Raw genomic sequence first — 25,841 nt, 5'->3', positions numbered from 1 at the left:
ACACCCGTTCCCATACCGAACACGGAAGTTAAGCTTTTCAGCGCCGATGGTAGTTGAGGGTTTCCCTCTGTGAGAGTAGGACGTCGCTAGGCAAAGAAAAAAGCACCTGAGTGGGTGCTTTTTTTTTTGTGTGTGTTACTAATTGACTGTATGCTCGTATTTTTTGTCTTTGAAGGTTAATTAGAAAGGCTCTATTTAACCTTAAGCAACTCTAGTTGCCTCAAATGGTCAATAGAAGGACTCTATCTGCCCGCTCTGTAATTATTTATTGAAAGGTAAGAGAAATAATAGGCGGAGTATTTCCGGCTAATGTATACAGAGGAAGCTTAAAAAGCAGAGATAAGCGGAGGAATTCCGGTTAACTGCTCTAAATAAGCCAAAATTCAAAGATTTGGATCAAATAAGCGAAAAAACTCCGCTTATTTTTAGGGAAATATGGGTATTTCCCAATTTAACCGGAATTTTTCCGGTTATTTATCAAACTCAGTAAAATCAACATCAGTTTTATAACAGTACAGTACTCTGGCCATAAAATGCTTTATTTATTAGGTGGTACTTTGTAATATTCTTACATAACAAAAAGTCCTGCATTTGGCAGGACAAAATGTATAACAAATATAAGTGGATTATCAAAATATTTTTATAAAAAGTGACAGGTATCTGAACCCGGGCTTTTTCCAACCCAACCTCACCTAATGCTTCAAATGATACGGCAGTGTCGAAACAATCACATTTTTTCTATAAAGCAAGAAGGAACGGATTAACAGGCTGGATTGGTTGTGAAGCATATTATGCCAGCCTTTTTTCGGGATGAACTGTGGGATTAACACCGTTACCCGGTAGTTGGACTCACTTGCTTTATGCTCGACAGTGTCGACAAATTTGGTGAGTGGGTGAATAATGCTTCTATAATGAGAATGTAAGGTGACCAATCGTACGTCAGGCTGCCACTTTTTCCATTTTTCCTCAAAGCGTTTTTCTTCTTCCCGGTCAAAGGCTACATACACCGCAATGACCTGGCTTGCTGATAGTGACTTAGCATAGTTAATGGAATTCTCCACTACATGAGTAATGCCAGCCACTGGTACGATGATGACATTTCCTTCGATAGGAAGTGCGGCTTCACAAGTGGTGACACGAAGCTGATCCGCAATGTTCTCATAGTGCTTATGAATTTTATGAAAGATCAGTACAATCACTGGAATAAAAACAAGTACCGGCCATACCTGGCTGAACTTTGTGATAAAGAACATTATGGTAACAACGAAACTTATTAGCGCGCCGGTTGTATTAATCGCGAGCTTTGCTATCCAGCCGGTTGGCTTTTCGCGAATCCATTTTACCATCATTCCAGTTTGAGAAAGGGTAAATGGGATAAAGACACCAACAGCATATAATGGAATTAAATTTTCAGTATGACCATGAAAAGTAATAATTAACAAGATAGATGCAAAACCTAAAATCATAATTCCATTTGAATAGCCCAATCGATCGCCTCGAAGTGTAAACATACGAGGAATAAATTTATCATTGGCTAAGTTTACAGCTAATAAAGGGAACGCTGAGTATCCTGTATTTGCTGCTAGTATTAAAATTAACGCAGTGGTCCCTTGAATGAAGAAATACATAAAGCTTCGACCAAAGGTTTGGCTAGCAATTTGTGAGACGACGGTTTCTTCTACTTTTGGTGTAATGCCGTAATAATAAGCTAAAAGGACAATCCCAGATAATAAAATCGCTAGCAATGTACCCATTAGTATGAGTGTCCTTGCTGCATTTTTTGGTGCAGGATCTTTAAAGTTTGGAATGGCATTTGATATGGCTTCGACACCTGTTAACGCAGAGCTACCTGATGCAAAGGCCTTAAGTAAAAGGAATAAGCTAATTCCTGCTACCGGTGTTCCAATGGGCGTATGCAGTTCAGGAGGTACCTGACCTGTCACCACCTTAAACAAACCCACTCCAATTAAGATAAATAAGGCTAGAACAAATAAATAAACGGGATAAGCAAGAATGGAGGCAGATTCGGTTACGCCTCTTAAGTTTAGAAGTGTTAAAAAGATAACAAATACAATCGCAATCTCCACATTATAGTCATGGAAAGCTGGGAAGGCTGAAGTAATTGCATCTGTACCTGCTGAAACACTTACAGCGACTGTTAATATATAGTCTACCAATAAGGACCCTCCGGCCACTAGCCCTGGGTTCACTCCCAGATTGGTTTTAGATACCACATATGCACCCCCACCGTGAGGGTAGGCATAAATGATTTGTCGGTAAGATAATATTAAGGCTGTTAATAAAAGAAGAACGCCAATTGCAATGGGAATAGAATACCAAAAAGCAATGGCTCCTATAGAAACGAGAACAATAAGGATTTGCTCTGGTCCATAGGCCACGGATGATAAAGCATCCGATGATAAAATCGCTAACGCTTTTGTTTTATTTAACTTTTGTTCACCTAACTGGTCAGACTTCAACGGTCTGCCAATAAGGAATCTCTTAATAGAAGAGATCATGTTTTACACCACCATCTAGCAAAATTTAATGAAAAAAATCCACAAAAAAAAGCCTACAAAGTCATCATGAAATAAGACTTGTAGACATTAGCAATTTTGCTCCACAAGCTCCACCTTCCTTCTCAAAAAACGCTTACGAGGTTAGCTGTCGGATTCGGGCCTCATGAGTAGCCCTACCTAAAAAAGGATTCACCCCAGGACGTTTTGGGTCCCCCGTACCAATGGTTTCAGCGATTTAAGAATATGAAACTTTGATTATCATACTCCCGCCATATAAAAATGTAAATAAAAATTTTGTTAACGATTTTTGTCCGCAGGTAAGCACAAAGTAGACTTCTAATCCAACGTTTAAATGGGTATAATAGGTTAACTATTAAAGGACATTGAAAGGACCATATAACATGACAAAACCAAAAAAAGCCATTTTCGAAGTTGAGGAAAACGAAACATTAAGCGATTGTCTTGAACGAATGGCGAAAGAAGGGTATACTCCTGTAAAGCGCACAGAAAAGCCAGTTTTTCAAGAGGTAAAAGAGGCTGGTGAGGTTTCTTATGAGCCGATCGCAAGGAAAATTGTATTCGAAGCACGGTTAATAGAGTAAAACACGAACATTAACTATACATAAATTATAAACGTTCGACAATTTCATTGACAGATTATATAACAGATTGTAATATAGACATGAGATTAAATTCAGAAATAGCCCTCGTATAATAATGGGAATATGGCCCATAAGTTTCTACCCGATTACCGTAAATGATCGGACTATGAGGAAATGTGATATGCCCGGAGTAAGAGGCGCTTCTTTTGTGTCTCTTCCATCTTGTATGAACAAGCCCGGACAGATTCCTTTCCTCATCATGGAAAGAATCTGTGTGGGCTTTTTATATTATTTAGCTAGGAGGGGTATAGTGGAAGCACAAGTTGGAATTATTATGGGAAGCAAATCTGATTGGGAAACTATGAAACTAGCGTGTACCGTGCTAGACGATTTAAATATACCGTACGAGAAAAAGGTGGTATCTGCCCATCGAACACCGGACTTGATGTTTGAATATGCAGAAACGGCTCGAGAACGCAGAATAAAGGTAATTATTGCAGGAGCAGGCGGAGCAGCACACCTTCCAGGAATGGTGGCAGCAAAAACGACTTTACCGGTTATTGGTGTTCCGGTTCAATCAAGGGCGTTGAACGGATTAGACTCCCTACTCTCGATTGTACAAATGCCAGGAGGAGTTCCAGTAGCAACCGTTGCAATCGGAACAGCTGGTGCGACAAATGCGGGCTTGCTTGCCGCTCAAATATTAGGAGCCTTTAACGAAGAGATAGCTTTAAAGCTTCATGAAAAAAGAGAAGAAACCAAACAAACCGTTTTGGAAAGTAGTGATGAGCTTGTCTAATCCAGTGATTTTGCCAGGACAAACGATTGGGATTATCGGTGGTGGACAGTTAGGAAAAATGATGGCCTTATCGGCAAAAGCTCAAGGATACCGAGTGGCGGTCCTTGATCCTGCAGAGGATTCACCTTGTGGCCAAGTATCAGATATGAGCATCGTGGCAGGGTATAACGATCTTGAGGCAATCAAAGAACTTGCGAGTGTGAGTGATGTCATCACGTATGAGTTTGAAAATATTGATGCAGAAGCTTTAAAATGGCTGGCAGAGCATGCGTATGTTCCACAAGGAACTCAATTGCTAGAGGTCACTCAAAATCGAATCACCGAAAAAGCGGCTATTGAAAAGGCTGGGGTGAAAGTGGCTCCTTATGCGGTCATTCTATCTGCACAAGACATTTATGATAATATAAAAAGGCTTGGATATCCTGCTGTTTTAAAGACAGCTACTGGTGGATACGATGGCAAAGGTCAACTGGTCATCAAGACAGAAAAAGATCTGCCATTGGCTGAGAAGTTACTAGAACATGGTTCATGTGTGTTAGAGAAGTGGATTCCTTTTGAAAAGGAAATTTCAGTAATTGTTGTTCGCAGTGCAAGTGGGCAGACTGAAGTGTTCCCAATTGGAGAGAATATACATCGAGACAATATTTTACATGAGACCATTGTTCCGGCTCGAATAAGTGGGGATGCAGCTGGAAAAGGATTAGAGCTTGCTGAAAAGCTAGCATCTGCCCTACAGTTGGTCGGAACTCTAGCGGTTGAGATGTTTCTTACAAAAGATGACGATATTTATATCAATGAGCTGGCACCAAGGCCTCATAATTCAGGTCATTACACGATTGAAGCTTGTGAAACGTCACAGTTTGAACAGCATGTGCGTGCGGTATGTAACTTGCCGTTAGGACGTACGACTCTCTTAAAACCAGCAGTGATGGTAAATATTTTAGGAGAACATCAGGAAGCTGTGCTTCAAGCCATTCCTTCCGTAACGGATTGGAAAATTCATCTTTATGGAAAGATTGAACCGAAGTTTAAGCGGAAAATGGGGCATATTACCTTGCTTCGTGAAAATGTAGAAGAAGCACTAGCAGAGATTGAAGACAGTGGGATCTGGAGTAAAACTGAAGAATTGATCGGAGGATAAAACATGATTGATCGTTACACACGCCCGGAAATGGGAGCTATTTGGACAGAGGAAAATCGCTTTAAGGCTTGGCTAGAAGTAGAAATCCTTGCATGTGAGGCATGGGTAGAGCTTGGTGACATTCCAAAAGAGGACGTTGAAAAAATCCGCCAAAATGCTTCTTTCAATATTGACCGTATTAATGAAATTGAACAAGAAACACGTCATGACGTAGTTGCTTTTACTAGAGCAGTTTCTGAAACGCTTGGAGAAGAGCGTAAGTGGGTACATTACGGACTAACTTCCACTGATGTGGTCGATACGGCACTATCATATATGCTTAAGCAAGCAAATGATATCCTTTTAAAAGACTTAGAGAACTTTGTGGAGATCTTAAAAAATAAAGCTCAGGAACATAAGCATACGGTTATGATGGGACGTACACACGGAGTACACGCAGAACCTACGACATTTGGTTTAAAGCTTGCTCTTTGGTACGAAGAGATGAAGCGTAATCTGGATCGCTTTAAGCAGGCAGCTGAAGGCATCGAATATGGGAAAATTTCTGGTGCAGTTGGAACGTATGCAAACATTGATCCGTTCGTTGAAAAATATGTTTGTGAAAAGCTTGGCATTAAGCCAGCTCCAATCTCTACTCAAACCTTGCAACGTGACCGTCATGCACATTATATGAGCACGATTGCTCTTATTGCCACTTCGATTGAAAAATTTGCAACTGAAGTTCGTGGATTACAAAAGAGTGAAACGCGTGAAGTGGAAGAATTTTTCGCAAAAGGTCAAAAAGGATCTTCGGCTATGCCGCATAAGAGAAACCCAATTGGGTCTGAAAATATGACAGGACTTGCTCGTGTGATTCGTGGATACATGATGACGGCTTACGAAAATGTTTCGCTTTGGCATGAAAGAGATATTTCACACTCATCTGCTGAAAGAGTCATTCTTCCAGATGCAACAATCGCACTCAACTACATGTTGAACCGTTTTGGAAATATTGTGAAGAACTTAACGGTCTTCCCTGAAAATATGAAGAGAAACATGGATCGTACACTTGGCTTGATTTACTCACAACGTGTTCTTCTTGCACTAATTGACAAAGGATTAACTCGTGAAGAAGCATACGATACGGTTCAGCCAAGAGCAATGGAAGCATGGGAAAAGCAAGTTCATTTCCGCTCACTTATCGAAAGTGACGAACTGATTACAAGCAAGCTAAGCCCAGCTGAAATCGATGATTGCTTCGACTACAACTACCATATCAAGTACGTAGATACCATTTTTGAAAGACTAGGTTTATAAGAAAGAAGCGTCCCCGCGGCGCTTCTACTCAAAAAATTGCCAATATTCCGATTCAGGAGGTACGATTGCTAATGGAAAAAGGTTCCTTATTATACGAAGGCAAGGCGAAACGGGTGTACAAAACGGATGATGAACAAATTGTTTGGATTGAGTACAAGGATTCAGCTACTGCTTTTAATGGTGAAAAAAAGGCAACGATTGATGGGAAAGGTCGCTTGAATAACGAGATTACTAGTTTGTTATTTTTAAAGCTTCATGACGCGGGTATACCTTCTCACTTTGTAAAGCGCCTTTCTGAGACTGAGCAGCTTGTTCAAAAGGTGGAGATTGTTCCTATTGAAGTAGTCGTTCGTAATGTGGCAGCTGGAAGCTTTTCAAAACGCCTTGGAGTAGAAGAAGGCAAGGAGCTGTCAAAGCCATTAGTGGAGTTTTATTTAAAGGATGATGCATTAGGTGATCCGCTTATCACAGATGATCATGTAGAAGAATTAAAGCTTGCCACTCCTGAAGAGGTAGCGCAATTAAAGGAAAAAGCACTGACTGTAAATGCGACTTTATCAAGCTTTTTCAAAGAGCTAGGAATTCGCTTAATCGATTTCAAACTAGAATTCGGGAAGAATGCTGCAGGAGAATTATTACTTGCTGATGAAATCTCGCCTGACACATGCCGCCTTTGGGATGCAGTCACAAATGAAAAGTTTGATAAGGATGTATTTCGCCGCGATTTAGGAAGTTTAACGGATGCATATGAAACAATTCTTGAAAAATTAGGAGGACCACAACATGTATAAAGTTAAAGTGTTTGTAACGTTAAGAGAGAGTGTATTAGACCCACAAGGAACAGCTGTTGTTCATTCACTACATTCGTTAAATTATCAGGCGGTATCAGATGTTCGTATCGGAAAATATATGGAATTAACAGTAGAAAAATCAGATCGTGATGTAGAAGAAGTAGTAAAAGAAGTATGTGAAAAAATCCTAGCTAACACGGTTATTGAAGACTATCGCTATGAGATTGAGGAGTGTGTTGCACAGTGAAATTTGCGGTAATCGTGTTTCCTGGCTCAAACTGTGATATCGATATGTATCACGCGATTAAGGATGAACTAGGAGAAGAAGTAGAATACGTATGGCATGACGCAACAAGCTTAGACGGATTTGATGCTATCCTTTTACCAGGTGGATTTTCTTACGGTGACTACCTTCGTACAGGTGCCATCGCTCGCTTCAGTAATGTGATGAAGGAAGTTGTGAAGGCAGCTGAAGCTGGGAAGCCAGTATTAGGCGTGTGTAACGGATTCCAGATTTTATTAGAAGCAGGTTTACTACCAGGAGCTATGCGTCGTAACGAAAGCTTAAAGTTCATTTGTAAAAATGTTGAACTTCGTGTGGAAAACAATGAAACGATGTTCTCTGGTAGCTATAAGCAAGGAGAAACCATCCAAATTCCTGTCGCTCATGGTGAAGGAAACTATTATTGTGATGAAGAAACATTAGCTAGATTAAAAGAAAACAAGCAGATCGTTTTCACATATACAAACAATCCAAACGGTAGCTTAGAGGATATCGCTGGAATTATGAACGAACAAGGAAATGTACTAGGAATGATGCCACACCCTGAAAGAGCTGTTGATGAGCTATTAGGTGGAGCAGACGGAGTAAAGCTATTCCAATCGATCGTTAAACAATGGAGGGACTCACATGTTGTTAAAGCTTGAGCCAAGTCCGGAGCAAATTAAACAAGAGAAAATCTATTCACAAATGGGCTTGTCTGACGAAGAATTTCAAATGGTAGAAGACATTCTTGGACGCACGCCGAACTACACAGAAACAGGTTTGTTCTCTGTTATGTGGTCAGAGCATTGTAGCTACAAGAACTCAAAGCCGGTTCTTCGCAAGTTCCCAACATCAGGTCCACGTGTTCTTCAAGGTCCTGGAGAAGGTGCAGGGATCGTGGATATCGGTGACGAACAAGCGGTAGTTTTTAAGATTGAAAGTCATAACCACCCATCAGCCATCGAGCCTTACCAGGGAGCAGCTACAGGGGTTGGCGGAATTATCCGTGACGTGTTCTCTATGGGTGCTAGACCAATCGCGTTGTTAAATTCACTACGTTTCGGTGAGTTAGATGCATCGAGCCGTGTTCAATATTTATTTAAAGAAGTGGTTGCAGGGATCGCGGGTTACGGAAACTGTATCGGTATTCCAACGGTAGGTGGAGAAATTCAGTTTGATGCTTGCTACGAAGGTAACCCACTAGTTAACGCTATGTGTGTCGGCTTAATTGACCATAAGGATATTAAAAAAGGTCAAGCGCATGGTGTTGGTAACACGGTTATGTATATAGGAGCAAAAACAGGTCGTGATGGAATTCATGGTGCTACGTTCGCATCAGAAGAACTAACGGAGACATCAGATGAGAAGCGTCCAGCCGTTCAAGTAGGAGATCCATTTATGGAGAAGCTGCTTTTAGAAGCTTGCCTTGAGTTGGTCAAATGTGATGCTCTTGTTGGGATTCAAGACATGGGGGCTGCGGGTCTTACTAGCTCATCAGCGGAGATGGCTAGTAAAGCGGGATCTGGTATCGAAATGAATATGGATCTTGTACCACAGCGTGAAAAAGGTATGACAGCTTACGAAATGATGCTTTCTGAATCTCAAGAGCGTATGCTTATCGTTGTTGAAAAGGGCCGCGAACAAGAAATTGTGGATATCGTTGCTAAGTACGATTTAGATGCAGTTGCGATCGGTGTTGTGACAGATGACAAAATGCTTCGTTTAATTCATAACGGTGAAGTGGTTGCGAATGTTCCTGCAGATGCTCTTGCAGAAGAAGCACCAGTTTACCACAAGCCATCAGCTGAACCTGCGTATTTCCGTGAGTTCCAAGCGATGGAGAACACAGTACCAGAAGTTAAAGATCATAACGAAACGTTAGTGAACCTTCTTAAGCAAGCGACGATCGCAAGCAAAGAATGGGTTTACGATCAATACGACTATATGGTTCGTACAAGTACGGTTGTAGCACCAGGAAGCGATGCAGCAGTCGTTCGTATTCGCGGAACTAGAAAAGCATTAGCCATGACAACGGACTGTAACTCTCGCTACATTTACTTGGATCCAGAAACAGGAGGAAAAATCGCAGTGGCTGAAGCGGCACGTAATATCGTTGCTTCTGGTGGGGTACCACTTGCGATCACGGACTGCTTAAACTTCGGAAATCCAGAGAAGCCAGAAATTTTCTGGCAGATTGAAAAATCGGTTGATGGAATGAGCGAAGCGTGTAACGTGTTAAGCACACCAGTAATCGGTGGGAACGTATCACTATACAATGAAAGAAGTGGAACGGCTGTTTACCCAACACCGGTTGTTGGAATGGTTGGATTAGTTGAAGATATCGATCATATTACGACACAGAGCTTTAAAGAAGCGGGAGACCTAATCTATTTAATAGGGGAAACGAAGCCAGAATTCGGTGGAAGTGAGCTGCAAAAGCTTACAAACGGCGAAATCTTTGGTAAAGCACCTGAACTGAACCTAGAAGTAGAAGAGAAGGCTCAAAAGCAAGTTCTTTCAGCGATTCGTGCAGGAGTAGTAGCATCTGCTCATGACGTGTCTGAAGGTGGAGTGGCAGTCGCACTTGCTGAAAGCTTAATGGGTAGCGAAAACCTAGGAGCAGAGGTGACCCTTCAAGGCGAAGCAACAACCGCACTATTTAGTGAGTCACAATCTCGCTTCGTATTAACAGTGAAAAAAGAACATCAAGCTCAATTTGAGAGCTTAGTAGATGCAACTTATATCGGTACAGTAACAAAGACTTCTGATTTAAAAATAACTTGTGGCGATGAATTGGTCGTTTCACAACCAGTTTCTACGCTAGAAAAGGCTTGGAAAGGGGCAATCCCATGCTTGCTGAGCTAAAGGGGTTAAATGAAGAGTGTGGTATCTTCGGTATTTGGGGCCATACGGACGCTGCACAACTCACGTATTACGGATTGCATAGCCTTCAACATCGTGGTCAGGAAGGAACGGGAATGGTCGTTTCTGATCAACAGAGATTGAAGGGCTTAAAAGGCGAAGGTCTTGTTGCGGAGATCTTTACGGCCAAGGCGATGGAAGAAATGACGGGAAATGCGGCAATTGGACATGTTCGTTATGCGACAGCTGGAGGAGGCGGTTATGAGAATGTTCAACCGCTTCTCTTCAACTCACAGACGGGCAGTCTTGCTCTTGCACACAATGGAAACCTTGTGAATGCGAATCAGCTGAAGCTTCAACTTGAGGGACAAGGAAGTATTTTTCAAACGAGTTCCGATACAGAAGTGCTTGCACATTTAATTCGTCGCGGTGGATTTTCATCCATTAGAGACCGTGTGAAAACGGCTTTAACGATGTTGAAAGGGGCATATGCCTTCTTAATCATGACGGAAAATGAATTAATGGTTGCCCTTGATCCGAACGGTATGCGACCATTATCCATTGCCAAATTGGGTGACGCGTATGTGGTTGCATCAGAGACTTGTGCTTTTGATGTAGTAGGTGCCGAGTTCGTTCGCGATGTATTGCCAGGTGAGTTAATTACGATTAATGCAAATGGCTTACATTCAGAAATGTATTCACATGCATCGAACCAAGCAATGTGTACGATGGAATATGTGTATTTTTCAAGACCGGATAGCAATATTCAAGGAATTAATGTGCATACGGCAAGAAAAGCAATGGGGAAAAAGCTTGCCTTAGAAGTGCCGATTGAAGCGGATGTCGTAACGGGTGTGCCTGATTCTAGTATTTCAGCCGCGATTGGATATGCAGAACAATCGGGTATTCCTTATGAAATGGGCTTAATTAAAAACCGTTATGTGGGCCGAACGTTTATTCAGCCATCACAAACTTTGCGTGAACAGGGAGTGAAGATGAAGCTTTCTCCTGTTCGTGGAGTGGTTGAGGGCAAGCGAGTCATTATGGTGGATGATTCGATTGTTAGAGGGACAACAAGCCGTAGAATCGTCACGATGTTGAAGGAAGCGGGAGCGAAGGAAGTACATGTGGTCATTAGTTCTCCTCCGATTCAAAATCCGTGTTTCTATGGAATTGATACATCTACAAAAGAAGAGTTAATTGCTTCTAAGCTTTCGCCTGAAGAAATTCGAGAGATGATTGGTGCGGATTCGCTCACATTCTTGAGTGTGGAGGGAATGCTTGGAGCGATCGGGAAGGATCCACGAGAGGATCAATGCGGACAGTGCTTAGCTTGCTTTACTGGTAAATACCCAACGGAAATTTATCCAACGGAACTAACACTAGAAACGGTCAAATAATGGCAGCAGCACATGCTGCCTTTTCTTTGGAACATATTTTTAATTCGAAACTAGCACCGGCGTCTAAATAAGACGCTTGCGCTTTTCTATGGAGGGTTTTTACAATGGCAAATGCTTATAAACAAGCTGGGGTAGATATTGAGGCTGGATACGAAGCTGTTTCCCGTATGAAAAAGCATGTAGAGCGTACCATTCGTCCAGGCGTGCTTGGAGGCTTAGGTGGGTTTGGCGGTATGTTCGATCTTTCGAGTCTAAACCTGAAGGAGCCGGTGCTCGTCTCTGGAACGGATGGCGTGGGAACGAAATTAATGCTTGCGTTCATGCTCGATAAGCATGACACAATTGGGATTGATGCTGTGGCCATGTGTGTGAACGATATTGTTGTTCAAGGGGCAGAGCCACTTTACTTTTTAGATTATATTGCTTGCGGAAAAGCAGAACCTAGTAAGATTGAAGCAATTGTTAAGGGAATTGCGGACGGTTGTGAACAAGCGGGTTGCGCACTTGTTGGTGGAGAAACAGCTGAAATGCCTGGTATGTACAGCGAAGAAGAATATGATCTTGCTGGATTCTCAGTCGGTGCTTGTGAAAAGTCGGCTTTGGTTAATGGAGCTTCGATTCAACCAGGTGACGTGCTAATTGGACTTGCATCAAGCGGTTTACACAGCAATGGCTTTTCGTTAGTTCGTAAAGTATTGTTAGAAAAAGCAGGACTTGACCTTACTCAGTACGTGGAAGAGCTTGGACGGACTCTTGGTGAGGAATTGCTACAGCCAACAAAAATTTATGTGAAGCCTCTACTAGCGGCATTGAAAAAGTTTGAACTTAAGGGAATGGCTCATATTACTGGCGGTGGTTTTGTAGAAAACGTCCCGCGTATGCTTCCAGAAGGATTAGGAGCAGACTTAGAAGAGTCAAACTGGACGGTACCAGCGATTTTTAATTTGCTTGAAAAGTATGGTGAGCTTGATCGCAAGGAAATGTATAATATTTTTAATATGGGTACGGGTATGGTAGTAGCAGTGAATAAGGAGATTGCAGATGACGTGATTCGTTTCTTTAACGAAAGTGGAGAAAAAGCTTATGCAATCGGAACGGTATCAAGCCAAGAGGGAATACACATTAGGTAAGCGAGGGACAGTATGAAAAATATTGCTGTATTTGCATCAGGCTCGGGCAGTAATTTTGGTGCGATTTTAGAAGCGGTTCAATGTGGCGAGCTCGTGGCAAAGGTGCAGCTGTTAGTATGTGACCAACCGAGTGCGTACGCCATTCAAAGAGCAGAAGAGGCAGGCGTTCCGACGTTTGTGTTTCGGGCGAAGGACTATCCTTCAAAGATGGAGTATGAGCAAGAGATTTGTGCTCTTCTTACAGAGAAAAACATTGATCTTGTGGTATTAGCGGGATATATGAGATTAATTGGTCCTACCTTGTTAACTGATTTTGAGGGAAAAATCATCAATATCCATCCATCGATGCTGCCAGCTTTTCCAGGTAAAGATGCGATCGGTCAAGCATTGGCAGCCAATGTGAAAGAGAGCGGAGTAACGGTACATTACGTGGATGCAGGGATGGATACGGGTCCTATTATCGCTCAGCAGGCAGTTGTTGTTGATGAGGGAGAAACAAAGGAAAGTTTACAGAAAAAAATACATGAGGTGGAGCACAAGCTCTATCCAGCAGTAATCAGCGAGCTTTTAAAGGGTGAAAGGAGAACGGAAAGTGAAAAAACGAGCATTAATTAGTGTATCTGATAAAACTGGGGTTGTTGAGTTTGCCCGTCATTTAAGTGAATTAGGATATGAATTGATTTCTACTGGAGGAACAAAGAATGCCTTACAGGCAGCGGGTGTTCCGGTTATTAGCGTAAGCGATGTAACAGGGTTTCCAGAGATTCTTGAGGGCCGGGTAAAAACACTTAACCCATACATTCACGGAGGCCTTTTAGCCAAGTTTTCAGATGAAAACCACCAAAAGCAACTAGCTGAGCATAAAATTGATCCAATCCAAATCGTATGTGTGAACCTTTATCCGTTCCAACAAACGATTGCAAAACCGGATGTAACAGTAGAAGATGCAATCGAAAACATTGATATCGGTGGACCAACGATGCTTCGTGCTTCAGCCAAAAATCATGAGTTTGTAACTGTAGTTGTTGACCCTACTGATTACGAAGTGGTACTAGAAGAGCTAAAAGCTTCTGGTGATGTAGAGAAAGCGACACGTCGTAAGCTTGCTGCCAAGGTATTTAGACATACAGCTGCATATGATGCGATGATCGCTGAATATATGACAGATCTTGCTGGTGAAGAAAATCCAGAAAAAATGACGGTTACTTATGAATTAAAGCAAAGCCTTCGTTATGGAGAGAATCCACATCAAAAGGCAGCTTTTTATCGTAAGCCACTTGGCTCTGTTTTCTCGATTGCTAATGCCACTCAGCTTCATGGCAAAGAGTTATCATATAACAATATTAATGATGCGGATGCAGCTCTACAAATCGTAAAAGAATTTACGGAGCCTGCAGCTGTTGCTGTTAAGCATATGAACCCTTGTGGTGTTGGAACAGGAACGGATGTTTATGATGCATTCACAAAGGCGTTTGCTGCTGACCCTGTATCGATCTTTGGTGGAATTATTGCCTTGAATCGTGAAGTGGATAAACAAACCGCTGAAAAGCTTCATGAAATCTTCTTAGAAATTATCATTGCTCCTTCTTATTCAAAGGAAGCTTTAGAGGTATTAACTAGCAAAAAGAATCTTCGCTTGTTAACGATTCCGTTTGATGAAAAAGTAAAGGTAGAAAACAAGCATGTGTCGATTGAAGGCGGATTACTTGTTCAAGATCAAGACCGTTTTACACTAGAAGATGCGACTGTATCGGTAGCAACGAAGCGTGAGCCAAGTGAAGAGGAATGGAAAGCACTTAAGCTTGGTTGGAAGGTTGTTAAGCATGTGAAATCAAATGCGATCGTGGTGAACGATGCTGACATGACCCTTGGAATTGGTGCTGGTCAGATGAACCGTGTAGGTGCAGCGAAAATTGCTTTAGAACAAGCAGGAGAAAAGGCAACAGGTGCGGTACTTGCTTCGGATGCATTCTTCCCAATGGATGACACCGTTGAAGCAGCGGCAAAGGCTGGAATCACAGCGATTATTCAACCGGGTGGATCGATTCGTGATGAAGATTCAGTGAAAAAAGCAGATGAGTACGGAATTGCGATGGTATTCACTGGAGTTAGACATTTCAAACACTAATTTTCAGGATGGGGGTACAAACTATGAACGTTCTAGTAGTAGGTCGTGGAGGACGAGAGCACGCTATTTGCTGGAAGGTAAGCCAAAGTCCTTCTGTAGAAAAAGTGTTCGTCGCTCCTGGGAATGTAGGAATGACAGACGTAGCTTTGCGTGTGGATATTTCTGAAGAGGAACAAGACAAGCTGATTGATTTTATAAAAAAAGAAAAGATCGGTCTCACGATCATTGGACCTGAAGCACCATTACAAGCGGGACTTGCTGATCGAATTCGTGCGGAAGGACTAGCCGTTTTTGGTCCAGACCAAAAAGCAGCAGTAATTGAAGGCAGCAAATCGTTTGCGAAAGAGCTAATGGAAAAGTACCAAATTCCAACAGCTGCTTATCAATCCTTCACAGATTTTGAAGAAGCGAAAGCGTATGTGGAGGAAAAAGGAGCTCCTATTGTCATCAAGGCGGATGGTCTTGCGGCAGGCAAAGGAGTGACCGTTGCTTTAACATTAGAAGAAGCGATTGACAGCCTGAAAGAAATGCTTGTGAACAGTAAGTTTGGTGCAGCTTCGGCGAAAGTTGTTATTGAGGAGTTTTTAGAGGGAGAAGAATTCTCTCTGATGGCATTTGTGAATGGTGACGTTGTGGTGCCAATGGAAATTGCTCAAGATCATAAGCGTGCGTATGATGGCGATCAAGGACCAAACACGGGTGGAATGGGGGCTTATTCTCCAGTTCCGCAAATCAGCAGTGAAGCTGTTCAAACAGCTGTTGAAACGGTGTTAAAGCCTGCAGCAAACGCGATGATAGAAGAAGGAAGAAGCTTCTGTGGAATTCTTTATGCGGGTCTGATTCAAACAACTGCTGGTCCAAAGGTCATTGAGTTCAATGCTCGATTCGGTGATCCAGAAACACAAGTGGTTCTTCCAAGAATGGAATCTGACTTAGTAGAGGTCATTCTTTCCGTGTTAAACGGAGAACAGCCAACTATCGAGTGGTCATCAAATGCCGTGGTGGGTGTCGTTTGCGCAGCAAAAGGCTACCCGGAACAGCCTGAAAAGGGCAGCGTCATCGAAGGACTTGATTCTGTGAAGGAAGCACTTGTCTTCCATGCAGGAACAGAGCAGAACGAAGATGGAAAAATTGTTACGGCAGGTGGACGTGTATTGCTTGCAGCTGCTAAGGCAGACACTCTTCAAGCAGCACAAGAGCGTGTGTATGCCGAGTTATCAAATGTGACGAGCGATGGACTTTTCTACAGAAAAGATATTGGACATAAAGCCATTACGTTTGCCGCTTGCCAGACTTCTTAATATAGACAAATAGAAGGGCAATAATACTTCCAATTAAAGCAATTAGAACGAAGGACATATCGCTCACATACTCCCAAAACATCATGTGATGCTCCTTTCTATAGTGATTCCCCCTCTCAGCGGAGGGGGAATTTTCTTATTGAGTGCTATACGGTAAAAACTGTTCCGGCATTGATTTTTCATTAGACGATTGATTTTGATTGCTTCTCAAATTTTGTTCTCTTTCATAAAGGGCAGTGACTGGACAAAAACGAACAATCCCCTCTGCCACCTTCATTGCACCTAAAATTCCAAGCAAAACATAAGAGTCTCTCCAAGGCATTTTTGTATGTTTCGCTGTACTCCATGCTAAGACGCTTAAACCAATGGTAATACGAACAAGGGCATTCACGATTCCAATATTGGGCTTTACATTCATGGAATTGTCACTCCTCTTACATATTTTTAAAAAATTTAGTACTTCTTTACTGCGTTAAACAGTGAAATATGATACTATAAAAACCAAACCTATAAAATGTAAGGGTTTTCATTTTGCGTTGATAGGGTTGTATTTCTAACAAGATATTTAAAAACAATGTGAAAGAATCTTACAAACTAATGGTAGATTTTTGATATTTCATCTATTGTTACCGGTAATATGACAAAATTTTTCTAAGATAACAACACTGCGTAAGGAGGGACATTCATGCTGGATCAGCGATATCGATGGAAAAATAAACATATTAGAGAACATATTTCCGTTCTAGATGGAAATGTTTCTCCCTCTATTTTATTAACAAATGCCAAGTACTTAAATCAAACGTTTCGTACTTGGATGACTGCAAATATATGGATATACGATGACCGTATTATTTACGTTGGCGACAAATATCCCGACAATGTCGAGCATTGTGAGATCGTGGATTGCACAGGTCTTTTATTGGTGCCAGGCTATATTGAGCCACATGCCCATCCCTTTCAAATATATAATCCCCATTCGCTTGCACACTATGCATCGCAGGGTGGAACGACCACACTCATAAATGACAATATGGTGCTTGCTTTGCAAATGGAAAAAAATAAAGCGTTCTCATTTATGAGGGAGATGCGTAAATCGCCCACCTCCATGTACTGGTGGTGCCGCTTTGATGCCCAAACAGAGATTCGAGACGAGGAACAAATTTTTTCACATAGCAATGTGAAATCCTGGCTCGAACACGATGCGGTCATTCAAGGAGGAGAGCTTACCGGTTGGCCGAAACTTCTTGATGGTGATGATATGATGCTTCATTGGATGCAAGAAGCCAAACGAATGAGAAAGAAAGTCGAAGGTCATTTTCCAGGCGCATCTGAAAAAACATTAGCGAAAATGATGTTATTTGGTGCGGACTGTGACCATGAAGCGATGACAGGAGAAGAAATTTATAATCGTCTGATGCAGGGGTATATGGTTTCTCTAAGACATTCATCTATTCGTCCGGATTTACCTGTCCTACTAGATGAAATTCATCAGCTAGGAATCACGATGTACGATAAATTTATGTTTACTACGGACGGGTCATCTGCTCACTTTTACGAAAATGGAATCATTGATGAAATGATTCGTATTGCCATTGAAAAAGGCGTACCAGTCATGGATGCCTACAATATGGGAACGATTAATGTTGCACGCTACTATAATGTAGAACATCTTCATGGAAATATCGCGACAGGAAGAGTAGCGAATATTAACTTTTTAACAGATGAACGTAATCCAACTCCTGTATCTGTTCTTGCCAAAGGACAGTGGGTAAAAAGAGACGGAGAAGACACCAATGCCTATGAGTCGCTCAATTGGGTGGACATGGGGTTTGAACCGTTAAAGTTAGACTGGGAACTAACTATGGATGATTTTCAGTTCTCGATGCCTTTTGGAATTAAAATGGAGAATGCGGTTATTACCAAGCCATATTCTGTATCTATTGATGCCAATTATGATGAGCTTTCATGTGATCATGATGAGTGCTTCTTCATGCTAATTGATAAACATGGCAAATGGAGAATCAACACGATGTTAAAGGGATTCTCTAACAAGGTGCAGGGCCTAGCTAGCTCGTACTCGACTACAGGAGATATTATTTTAATTGGAAAAAACAAATATGAAATGATGAACGCTTTTCATCGAATGGTCGAGTTAGGTGGAGGAATTGTCATCAGTGAGGAAAGAAGAATCGTGTTGGAAATTCCACTGCCATTAAGTGGCGTGATGAGTGATCACTCCATAGAGAGTCTGGTGGAGGAAGATAAGGAATTACTTGCTTATTTGAAAACAAAAGGATACGCGTACGCTGATCCATTTTATACCTTGCTTTTCTTCTCATCCACTCATCTGCCGTATATCCGAATCACACAGCAAGGGATGTACGATGTGATGAACAAAATGATACTCTTTCCAACGATAATGCGTTAAAATATAAAAGGACATTATAGAATGAACATATAAAAAGATTATTAGGGGTGTAATGATGCTTAGGAAATGGATAACAGTCGGGCTGGCATCTGCCTTATTAGTAACTGGCTGTAATAAAGTAGAAGAGGTTCAAAAGGAAAGTGAAAAACCAGTGGAAGAGGAAGATACAGTCGTAGAAGAAGTATCCCAAACTTTTGAAGCTCCTTTAACTGGTGTGGAACTATCAGAAGAACCAACTGGTCGAGCGTTTGGTGTGATGATCAACAATGATCCAAAAGCAAGACCGCAGTCCGCACTAAACCAGGCAGATATCGTTTACGAAGTGTTAGCAGAAGGCAATGTAACGAGATTTCTGGCCATTTTTCAAAGCGAACATCCTGAAAATATGGGTCCAGTAAGAAGTGCAAGGGATTATTATATCGACCTTGCCAGCGGGTATGATTCATTATATATCGCTCATGGGTACAGTCCTGAGGCACAGGAAATGCTTACGAGTGGTGTCATCGATAATTTAAATGGAATGCATTATGATGGTACGCTTTTTAAACGTGCAAGCTTTAGACAGGCACCACATAACAGCTATATTTCATACGAAAATATTGCAAAGGGAGCAGAACAAGTCGGTTATGACATGACAGAAGCTCCAGAGGCTTTACCTTTTTATGAGGAAGAAGAGTTAGCCAGTATCGCAGGTGACGCTGCTGAGCAGGTGACAGTTGCTTATTTAAAGAGTAATCTGTTTAAGGTCGACTACAAATACGATAACAGTAGCAAAAAATATGCTAGATATTCAAATGATGAACAAACGATAGATTTAGATTCAGAGGAGCCTGTTCTACTCGACAATATCTTTATTGCTGAGATGGAGCACACCGTATTAGATGACTCTGGAAGAAGAGAGATTGATTTAACCTCTGGTGGAAAAGGGTATTTATTGCAGCAAGGAAAGCTTCTTCAGGTAGAGTGGAAAAATGTAGATGGAAGAATCCTTCCTTTCTTAAATGGTGAAGAAGTCAAGTTTGTTCCAGGAAAAACATGGATCAACATCGTTCCAACAAATCCAGGATTGGAACAAACCGTTACGATACAATCATAAAGGAGTCTAGATCATGCAAATTGATAAATTAAGGGGCAAAGAGCTCGACCAGCTATTTAAGGCGGTTTTAACATTAAAGGATTTAGAAGAGTGCTATAAGTTTTTTGATGATTTATGTACGGTCAATGAAATCCAATCATTAGCTCAACGGTTAGAAGTAGCCCGTATGCTACGTGAAGGGAAAACCTATCATAAAATCGAAACAGAAACAGGTGCTAGTACTGCAACCATTTCACGTGTAAAGCGTTGCTTGAATTATGGCAACGATGCGTATGAAATGGCGCTAGAGCGCGTAAAGGAAGAAGAAGCTGGGACGATTTCGGAATAATAACTTTCGTGTATATAAAAGGATTAGAGATGCCAATATCTCTAATCCTTTTTTCTTTTACAAAAGGTAATAATACGAGTTTGAAAAATAAGCGGAGAAATTTCTCTTAATTAGGAAATTGCACTAAAAATAGCTTAGATAGACGGAGAGAATCCGTCTATTGACTCAAAAAACGAGAAAATGGTTAATTTTGCTTTGCTTAATCGGAAAATCTCCGCTTATATACCCCAAAACAAGCTGGATTCTGGAGTCTAACCGGAAAACCTCCGCTTATTACTGGTTCCTCAAAAAACGAGATGAACCTTATTTCAATTAAATTTGCCAAAATGACAATAAAAAACGCACTATGAATGATAACTTGAATTCAAGTGCTTTTTCATAAGAATTCTTCGGTTTTATTTTTTAGAAACTTTCGCTAGTGCTATAATGGTGTAATGTGATAGTAGATGGGAGGTTACAGCATGTACGATGCAAGAGAATGGCGTCATGCTTTTAAATTAGATCCTGATAAGGAAATCTCTGATGAAGCTCTAGAGAGAATATGTGAGTCAGGCACAGATGCCGTCATTGTTGGTGGGACGGATGGAGTAACGGATGAAAAGGTACTGGAATTGATGGCAAGAATTAGAAGATACACGGTGCCTTGTGTGCTGGAAATCTCAAACCTTGAGTCGATTACGCCCGGTTTTGATCTTTATTTTATCCCTACGGTCTTAAATAGTCCTGAAGCGAAATGGATTGTTGATTTACATCATCAAGCAGTGAAGGAATATGGGGAGATTATGAATTGGGATGAAATTCTTGTTGCAGGATATTGTATCTTGAACGAAAATTGTAAAGCAGCGAAACTAACCCATGCCCAAACATCTTTAACAAAGGAAGATGTGGTTGCTTATGCGCAAATTGCTGAAAAGATGTTTCATCTGCCTATTTTTTATTTAGAATACAGTGGAGCCTATGGGGACCCTGAGATCGTGAAGGCCGTTAGCCAAGCAACGCAGGAGACAACCGTGTTTTACGGTGGAGGTATTCATTCATTAGAGCAGGCGAAGGAAATGGCTGAACTAGCTGATGTGATTGTTGTGGGAAATGCAGTTTATGACAATTTAGAAGAAGCCCTTCAAACGGTCGAAATTAAATTGATAAAACGATAGTATAAAGGTAAAATAGAATAAGAACATATGTTTGTATGGTGGTGAAAATATAGTGCAATACTTAACAGATAAATTATTAAATGGTTTAAATCCTGAACAACAGCGAGCGGTGAAAACGACGGATGGTCCTCTGTTATTGATGGCTGGTGCGGGTAGTGGTAAGACGAGAGTACTAACGCATCGTATTGCCTATTTGATGGTAGAGAAACAAGTGAATCCGTACAATATTTTGGCGATCACGTTTACAAATAAAGCGGCGCGTGAAATGAAGGAACGTATTTACTCCATGATGGGTGGAGTGGCCGATGAAATCTGGGTATCTACCTTTCACTCGATGTGTGTACGTATTTTAAGAAGAGATATTGACCGATTAGGATACAATCGTAATTTTACGATTCTTGATACAACGGACCAACAATCCGTGGTAAAGACGATTTTAAAAGAGAAAAACCTTGATCCGAAAAAGTATGATCCACGTGCGATTCTTGGGGCTATAAGTTCAGCGAAAAACGAACTGATTGGTCCGGAAGAATTCGCGAAAAATGCGGGCGGTCATATGGATCAAATTGTTGCTGATGTGTACGAGCTATATCAGAAGCGACTGCGCAAAAATCAAGCCCTTGATTTTGATGATTTGATCATGACGACAATTCAGCTGTTTCAGCGTGTTCCAGAAGTACTAACTTTTTATCAACGAAAGTTTCAATACATTCATGTGGATGAGTACCAAGATACAAACCGTGCTCAATACATGCTGGTTAAACTTATGGCACAACGATTCCAAAATCTATGTGTCGTGGGTGACTCGGATCAATCGATTTATCGCTGGCGTGGGGCAGATATTGCCAATATCCTTTCTTTTGAAAAGGATTATCCGCGGTCAGAGGTTATTCTTCTAGAACAAAACTACCGCTCTACGAAGAGAATTCTTTTTGCCGCAAATGAAGTGATTAAAAACAATCTTAACCGTAGAGACAAGAATCTTTGGACCGAAAATGCAGAGGGAAATAAAATCTTCTATTATCGTGCGGACAGTGAGCAAAGTGAAGCACAGTTCGTAGCAGGGAAAATTAAGGAAGCTATTCAAAGCGGAAAACGAAAATACTCCGACTTTGCCATTCTGTATCGAACGAATGCCCAGTCCCGTGTAATGGAGGAAGTGTTACTAAAGTCGAACATTGAATACTCCATCGTCGGAGGGGTGAAGTTCTATGACAGAAAAGAAATCAAAGATACACTTGCTTACTTACGCTTGATTGCAAACCCTGATGATGATATCAGCTTAACACGTGTCATCAACGTTCCAAAAAGAGGGGTCGGGTCTAGCTCAGTTGATAAAATTGCCAACTTTGCGGACATGCATGATATGTCCATGTTCCAAGCACTTGGATCGATAGAGTTAATTGGCTTAAGCCCGAAAATCACAAAGGCTTGTCGCGAGTTTTACGATTTGATTAATAACTATACACATATGCAAGAGTATTTATCAGTAACAGAGCTTGTAGAAGAAGTGTTAGAGAAAACAGGCTATTATGAAATGTTAAAAGCAGAAAAATCGATTGAAGCACAAAGTCGACTAGAAAACTTGGATGAATTCTTGTCTGTTACAAAAAACTTTGAAGAAGGAAATGAAGATAAAAGTCTGATTGCCTTCTTGACGGATCTTGCCCTCGTTGCCGATATCGATAAGTTGGATGAAGATGGGAAGCAAGTCGATACGGTCGTGTTGATGACGTTGCACTCGGCAAAAGGTCTTGAATTTCCTGTCGTGTTCCTATTAGGACTAGAGGAAGGAGTTTTCCCTCATAGTCGATCTCTTATGGAAGAAGCGGAGATGGAGGAAGAGCGTCGCCTTGCTTATGTGGGAATCACAAGAGCGGAGGAAGAATTGTTTATCACGAATGCACAAATGAGGACCTTATTTGGGCGTACGAATATGAACCCGCCTTCTCGATTTATAGGAGAGATTCCAGCCGATCTGATCGATGGTCTAGAGCCAAGGAAGTCGCCACTACAATCACAGTCAGCTAGTCCTTTCGCCGCTAGACAAGCAGCCGCTGTACGCAAACCAGTACTCCGTCCAATGACGAACTCAACGGGTGGAGAAGAGCATGGATGGAAGGTCGGCGACAAAGCCGTTCACGGAAAATGGGGCACAGGAACAGTTGTTAGCGTAAAAGGCGAAGGAGAAGGAATCGAACTTGATATCGCATTCCCTAAACCAGTTGGGATCAAACGACTGTTAGCGAAGTTTGCTCCTATAACAAAAGGATAATAGAAATGCGTAAGCACCCGTTTAGCAACGTATGGACTCCTCGAAAAAGCATACGCTTTTCCTTCGTGCGATGCTAAGCTGACGAAGCCTTACTTGTGGAGAGGATCGAAGTACACTAGTTGCTGGGTGCTGGAGCTGGACAGTTTTCAAAGATAAATTTGTTATACTGATTTATCTTGAAAAAATCAATCAAACGATTGATTGAAATTGCTTGAAACCTTGATGCAAAAGGCGCGAAGGCAATTCAATCAAACGTTTGATTGAAAATGATATTTCTATTTTAAAATAATTCTGATGGAAGGGTTGAGTATATGGATCAACAAGCTGCGGAAAAAAGGGTACAAGAGCTGCATGTCCAGTTAAATCAGTTAAACTACGAATATCACGTATTAGACCAACCAACCGCTTCAGATGCTGAATATGATCGATTATTAAGAGAATTAATCAATTTGGAAGAAACGTTTCCTGAACTAAAAAGTCCGGACTCCCCTACACAACGCGTAGGTGGAGCCGTCTTAGATATGTTTGAAAAGGTACAGCATCAATCGCCAATGCTTAGTCTCGGCAATGCCTTTGGAGAACAGGATTTATTGGATTTTGACCGACGTGTACGCCAAGCGGTAGGAGACCATATTTCTTATGTGTGTGAATTGAAAATTGATGGCCTAGCGGTTTCGCTGCGCTACGAAAATGGTTTATTTATTCGAGGAGCGACTAGAGGAGATGGAACCATTGGAGAGGATATTACGTCTAATTTACGTACAATCAAATCCATTCCTCTAAGATTAAAAGAACCTGTCTCAATTGAAGTTCGTGGAGAAGTGTTCATGCCTCGGAAATCGTTTGAAGCATTAAACTTATTGAAGACAGAACGTGGGGAAGAGCTGGCAGCAAACCCTCGTAATGCAGCGGCTGGTTCACTCAGACAGCTAGATCCGCGAATAGCAGCTTCTCGAAATCTCGATATTTTTCTCTACAATATTGCGGATGTAGGGGAGACTGGTGTGGTTTCGCACAGTGCAGGTCTAGATTTGTTAGAAAGTCTAGGATTTAAGACGAATAAGGAAAGAAGAAAATGTGCTTCTATCGAGGAAGTCATTTCTTACGTCAATGAGTGGACGGAACAGCGCCCGAACCTCCCGTATGATATTGACGGTATCGTTATTAAGGTAGACTCTCTTTCACAGCAGGAGGAGCTTGGTACAACGGCCAAAAGTCCACGCTGGGCCATCGCATACAAATTTCCTGCTGAGGAAGTGGTCACGACATTAAAATCGATTGAATTAAGTGTAGGACGTACAGGGGTCGTTACACCAACGGCTATTTTAGAACCTGTCCGTGTAGCTGGAACAACCGTACAACGTGCCTCTTTACATAACGAAGATTTGATTCGTGAAAAAGATATCAAAATTGGCGATCAGGTGGTTGTCAAAAAAGCAGGAGATATTATTCCAGAGGTCGTAAATGTTCTCGTTGAGAAACGAACAGGAGCAGAGGAAGAATTCCGTATGCCAACACATTGTCCAGAATGTGAAAGCGAGCTGGTGAGGCTTGAAGAGGAAGTGGCGCTGCGTTGTATTAATCCAAAATGTCCGGCACAAATCAGAGAAGGATTGATTCACTTCGTATCTAGAACCGCTATGAATATTGATGGTCTTGGTGAAAAGGTGATCAGTCAGTTGTTTGCCGAACAATTGATTGAAGATGTGGCGGATATTTATAAACTTACGTTTGATCAGTTGATTCAATTAGAGAGAATGGGAGAAAAGTCCGTTAACAATCTGATTGATGCCATTGAAGCATCAAAAGCCAATTCTCTTGAAAAGTTGCTGTTCGGATTAGGCATTCGTCATGTGGGAGCCAAAGCGGCAAAAACTCTTGCTCAAGAATTTGAAACGATTGACCGATTAGCGTTGGCAACTGCTGAAGAATTAACAGCCATCAACGAAATCGGAGAAAAAATGGCCGAATCGGTGGTCGCTTATTTTGAGCTCGAAGAAGTGAAAGAGTTAATTGAAGAGCTAAAAGAAGCCGGAGTTAACACGATTTATAATGGACCGAAAAAGGTTGCTGTGGAAAACATTGATCATTTCTTTGCTGGAAAAACGATTGTCCTAACAGGTAAGCTAGAGCAGCTATCTCGTAATGAAGCGAAGGAAAGAATAGAAGCGTTTGGCGGGAAAGTCGCAGGAAGTGTAAGTAAAAAGACAGATTTAGTTATCGCTGGGGAAGAGGCTGGATCCAAATTAACTAAAGCAGAACAGCTTGGAATTGAAGTGTGGAATGAAGAGAGATTAGTGGAAGAATTGAAGAAATAGAGGTGATA

22 protein-coding genes, 1 rRNA gene and 2 riboswitches are annotated in these 25,841 nt (G+C 41.5%); of the genes, 20 read left to right on the top strand and 3 right to left on the bottom strand.

Going from position 1 to position 25,841, the window contains the following annotated elements:
* Positions 1-92, top strand: a 5S ribosomal RNA gene (rrf, locus tag ACVBAX_RS24265); the annotation flags it as partial.
* A gap of 600 nt (positions 93-692) precedes the next feature.
* On the opposite strand, the gene ACVBAX_RS24260 is transcribed toward rrf, so the two are convergent.
* Positions 693-2,519 (bottom strand): APC family permease, encoded by a 1,827-nt coding sequence (locus ACVBAX_RS24260; protein ID WP_447119447.1) that lies wholly within the window; start codon positions 2,517-2,519, stop codon positions 693-695.
* A 114-nt stretch (positions 2,520-2,633) separates the two neighbouring features.
* A riboswitch (cyclic di-AMP (ydaO/yuaA leader) is annotated at positions 2,634-2,762 on the bottom strand.
* A 158-nt stretch (positions 2,763-2,920) separates the two neighbouring features.
* Here ACVBAX_RS24260 and ACVBAX_RS24255 point away from each other — a divergent pair.
* The 13 genes from ACVBAX_RS24255 (at position 2,921) to purD (ending at position 16,234) form a co-directional block, all read left to right on the top strand.
* Positions 2,921-3,121 carry an NETI motif-containing protein gene (locus tag ACVBAX_RS24255; RefSeq protein WP_119706431.1) on the top strand — a complete coding sequence of 67 codons (201 nt, stop codon included), beginning with the start codon at positions 2,921-2,923 and terminating at the stop codon, positions 3,119-3,121.
* Between the two features lie 85 nt (positions 3,122-3,206).
* Positions 3,207-3,308: riboswitch (purine riboswitch) on the top strand.
* Positions 3,309-3,431: 123 nt separating this feature from the next.
* Positions 3,432-3,920 carry a 5-(carboxyamino)imidazole ribonucleotide mutase gene (gene purE, locus ACVBAX_RS24250; RefSeq protein ID WP_447119444.1) on the top strand — a complete coding sequence of 163 codons (489 nt, stop codon included), beginning with the start codon at positions 3,432-3,434 and terminating at the stop codon, positions 3,918-3,920.
* Positions 3,907-5,061, top strand: coding sequence for a 5-(carboxyamino)imidazole ribonucleotide synthase (gene purK, locus ACVBAX_RS24245; RefSeq protein WP_447119442.1), 1,155 nt, complete (start codon positions 3,907-3,909; stop codon positions 5,059-5,061). Before purE ends, purK begins: the two co-directional genes overlap by 14 nt.
* 3 nt (positions 5,062-5,064) lie before the next feature.
* Positions 5,065-6,357 (top strand): adenylosuccinate lyase, encoded by a 1,293-nt coding sequence (gene purB, locus ACVBAX_RS24240; protein WP_447119440.1) that lies wholly within the window; start codon positions 5,065-5,067, stop codon positions 6,355-6,357.
* A 71-nt stretch (positions 6,358-6,428) separates the two neighbouring features.
* The gene (gene purC / locus ACVBAX_RS24235) at positions 6,429-7,148 is read left to right on the top strand and encodes a phosphoribosylaminoimidazolesuccinocarboxamide synthase (protein ID WP_447119451.1); all 720 of its coding nucleotides are present in this window, start codon (positions 6,429-6,431) and stop codon (positions 7,146-7,148) included.
* A complete protein-coding gene (purS, locus tag ACVBAX_RS24230; RefSeq protein ID WP_119706435.1) occupies positions 7,141-7,395 on the top strand; it encodes a phosphoribosylformylglycinamidine synthase subunit PurS in 255 nt (84 codons plus the stop codon). Before purC ends, purS begins: the two co-directional genes overlap by 8 nt.
* Positions 7,392-8,075: a phosphoribosylformylglycinamidine synthase subunit PurQ gene (gene purQ, locus ACVBAX_RS24225; RefSeq protein WP_447119438.1), complete on the top strand. Its 684-nt coding sequence runs from the start codon at positions 7,392-7,394 to the stop codon at positions 8,073-8,075. Before purS ends, purQ begins: the two co-directional genes overlap by 4 nt.
* A complete protein-coding gene (gene purL, locus ACVBAX_RS24220; RefSeq protein ID WP_447119436.1) occupies positions 8,059-10,278 on the top strand; it encodes a phosphoribosylformylglycinamidine synthase subunit PurL in 2,220 nt (739 codons plus the stop codon). Before purQ ends, purL begins: the two co-directional genes overlap by 17 nt.
* Positions 10,263-11,675 (top strand): amidophosphoribosyltransferase, encoded by a 1,413-nt coding sequence (purF, locus tag ACVBAX_RS24215; protein WP_447119434.1) that lies wholly within the window; start codon positions 10,263-10,265, stop codon positions 11,673-11,675. The genes purL and purF overlap by 16 nt, the downstream gene beginning before the upstream one ends.
* 104 nt (positions 11,676-11,779) lie before the next feature.
* Positions 11,780-12,805, top strand: coding sequence for a phosphoribosylformylglycinamidine cyclo-ligase (gene purM, locus ACVBAX_RS24210; RefSeq protein ID WP_447119432.1), 1,026 nt, complete (start codon positions 11,780-11,782; stop codon positions 12,803-12,805).
* A 12-nt stretch (positions 12,806-12,817) separates the two neighbouring features.
* Positions 12,818-13,420 carry a phosphoribosylglycinamide formyltransferase gene (gene purN, locus ACVBAX_RS24205; RefSeq protein WP_447119430.1) on the top strand — a complete coding sequence of 201 codons (603 nt, stop codon included), beginning with the start codon at positions 12,818-12,820 and terminating at the stop codon, positions 13,418-13,420.
* Positions 13,398-14,933 carry a bifunctional phosphoribosylaminoimidazolecarboxamide formyltransferase/IMP cyclohydrolase gene (gene purH / locus ACVBAX_RS24200; protein ID WP_447119428.1) on the top strand — a complete coding sequence of 512 codons (1,536 nt, stop codon included), beginning with the start codon at positions 13,398-13,400 and terminating at the stop codon, positions 14,931-14,933. Before purN ends, purH begins: the two co-directional genes overlap by 23 nt.
* Positions 14,934-14,956: 23 nt before the next feature.
* Positions 14,957-16,234, top strand: a complete 1,278-nt coding sequence (gene purD / locus ACVBAX_RS24195) for a phosphoribosylamine--glycine ligase (RefSeq protein ID WP_447119426.1) — start codon at positions 14,957-14,959, stop codon at positions 16,232-16,234.
* Here purD and ACVBAX_RS24190 read toward each other — a convergent pair.
* Positions 16,206-16,292, bottom strand: a complete 87-nt coding sequence (locus tag ACVBAX_RS24190) for an EYxxD motif small membrane protein (protein ID WP_377058742.1) — start codon at positions 16,290-16,292, stop codon at positions 16,206-16,208. The two genes, purD and ACVBAX_RS24190, sit on opposite strands and share 29 nt — an antisense overlap.
* Before the next feature lie 78 nt (positions 16,293-16,370).
* Entirely contained in the window at positions 16,371-16,652 is a 282-nt protein-coding gene (locus ACVBAX_RS24185) for a YgaP family membrane protein (RefSeq protein ID WP_430776334.1), read from the bottom strand.
* A 267-nt stretch (positions 16,653-16,919) separates the two neighbouring features.
* Between ACVBAX_RS24185 and ACVBAX_RS24180 the strand changes: the two genes are divergently transcribed.
* From ACVBAX_RS24180 to ligA, 6 genes are all read left to right on the top strand, one after another.
* Entirely contained in the window at positions 16,920-18,662 is a 1,743-nt protein-coding gene (locus tag ACVBAX_RS24180; protein ID WP_447119423.1) for an adenine deaminase C-terminal domain-containing protein, read from the top strand.
* Between the two features lie 52 nt (positions 18,663-18,714).
* Entirely contained in the window at positions 18,715-19,758 is a 1,044-nt protein-coding gene (locus ACVBAX_RS24175) for a DUF3048 domain-containing protein (RefSeq protein WP_447119421.1), read from the top strand.
* 13 nt (positions 19,759-19,771) lie between these two features.
* A complete protein-coding gene (locus tag ACVBAX_RS24170) occupies positions 19,772-20,086 on the top strand; it encodes a YerC/YecD family TrpR-related protein (RefSeq protein ID WP_066057816.1) in 315 nt (104 codons plus the stop codon).
* Between the two features lie 461 nt (positions 20,087-20,547).
* On the top strand, positions 20,548-21,240 hold the full coding sequence (locus ACVBAX_RS24165) for a heptaprenylglyceryl phosphate synthase (RefSeq protein WP_447119419.1): 693 nt from the start codon (positions 20,548-20,550) through the stop codon (positions 21,238-21,240).
* Between the two features lie 52 nt (positions 21,241-21,292).
* Positions 21,293-23,515 carry a DNA helicase PcrA gene (gene pcrA, locus ACVBAX_RS24160; RefSeq protein WP_447119417.1) on the top strand — a complete coding sequence of 741 codons (2,223 nt, stop codon included), beginning with the start codon at positions 21,293-21,295 and terminating at the stop codon, positions 23,513-23,515.
* Positions 23,516-23,826: 311 nt separating this feature from the next.
* Positions 23,827-25,833, top strand: a complete 2,007-nt coding sequence (ligA, locus tag ACVBAX_RS24155; RefSeq protein WP_447119415.1) for an NAD-dependent DNA ligase LigA — start codon at positions 23,827-23,829, stop codon at positions 25,831-25,833.
* Positions 25,834-25,841 lie beyond the last annotated feature (8 nt).

The organism is Robertmurraya sp. GLU-23, from assembly GCF_052983275.1.
Note: the sequence above shows the minus strand (reverse complement) of the source record. Positions and strands in the feature narration are given on the sequence as shown.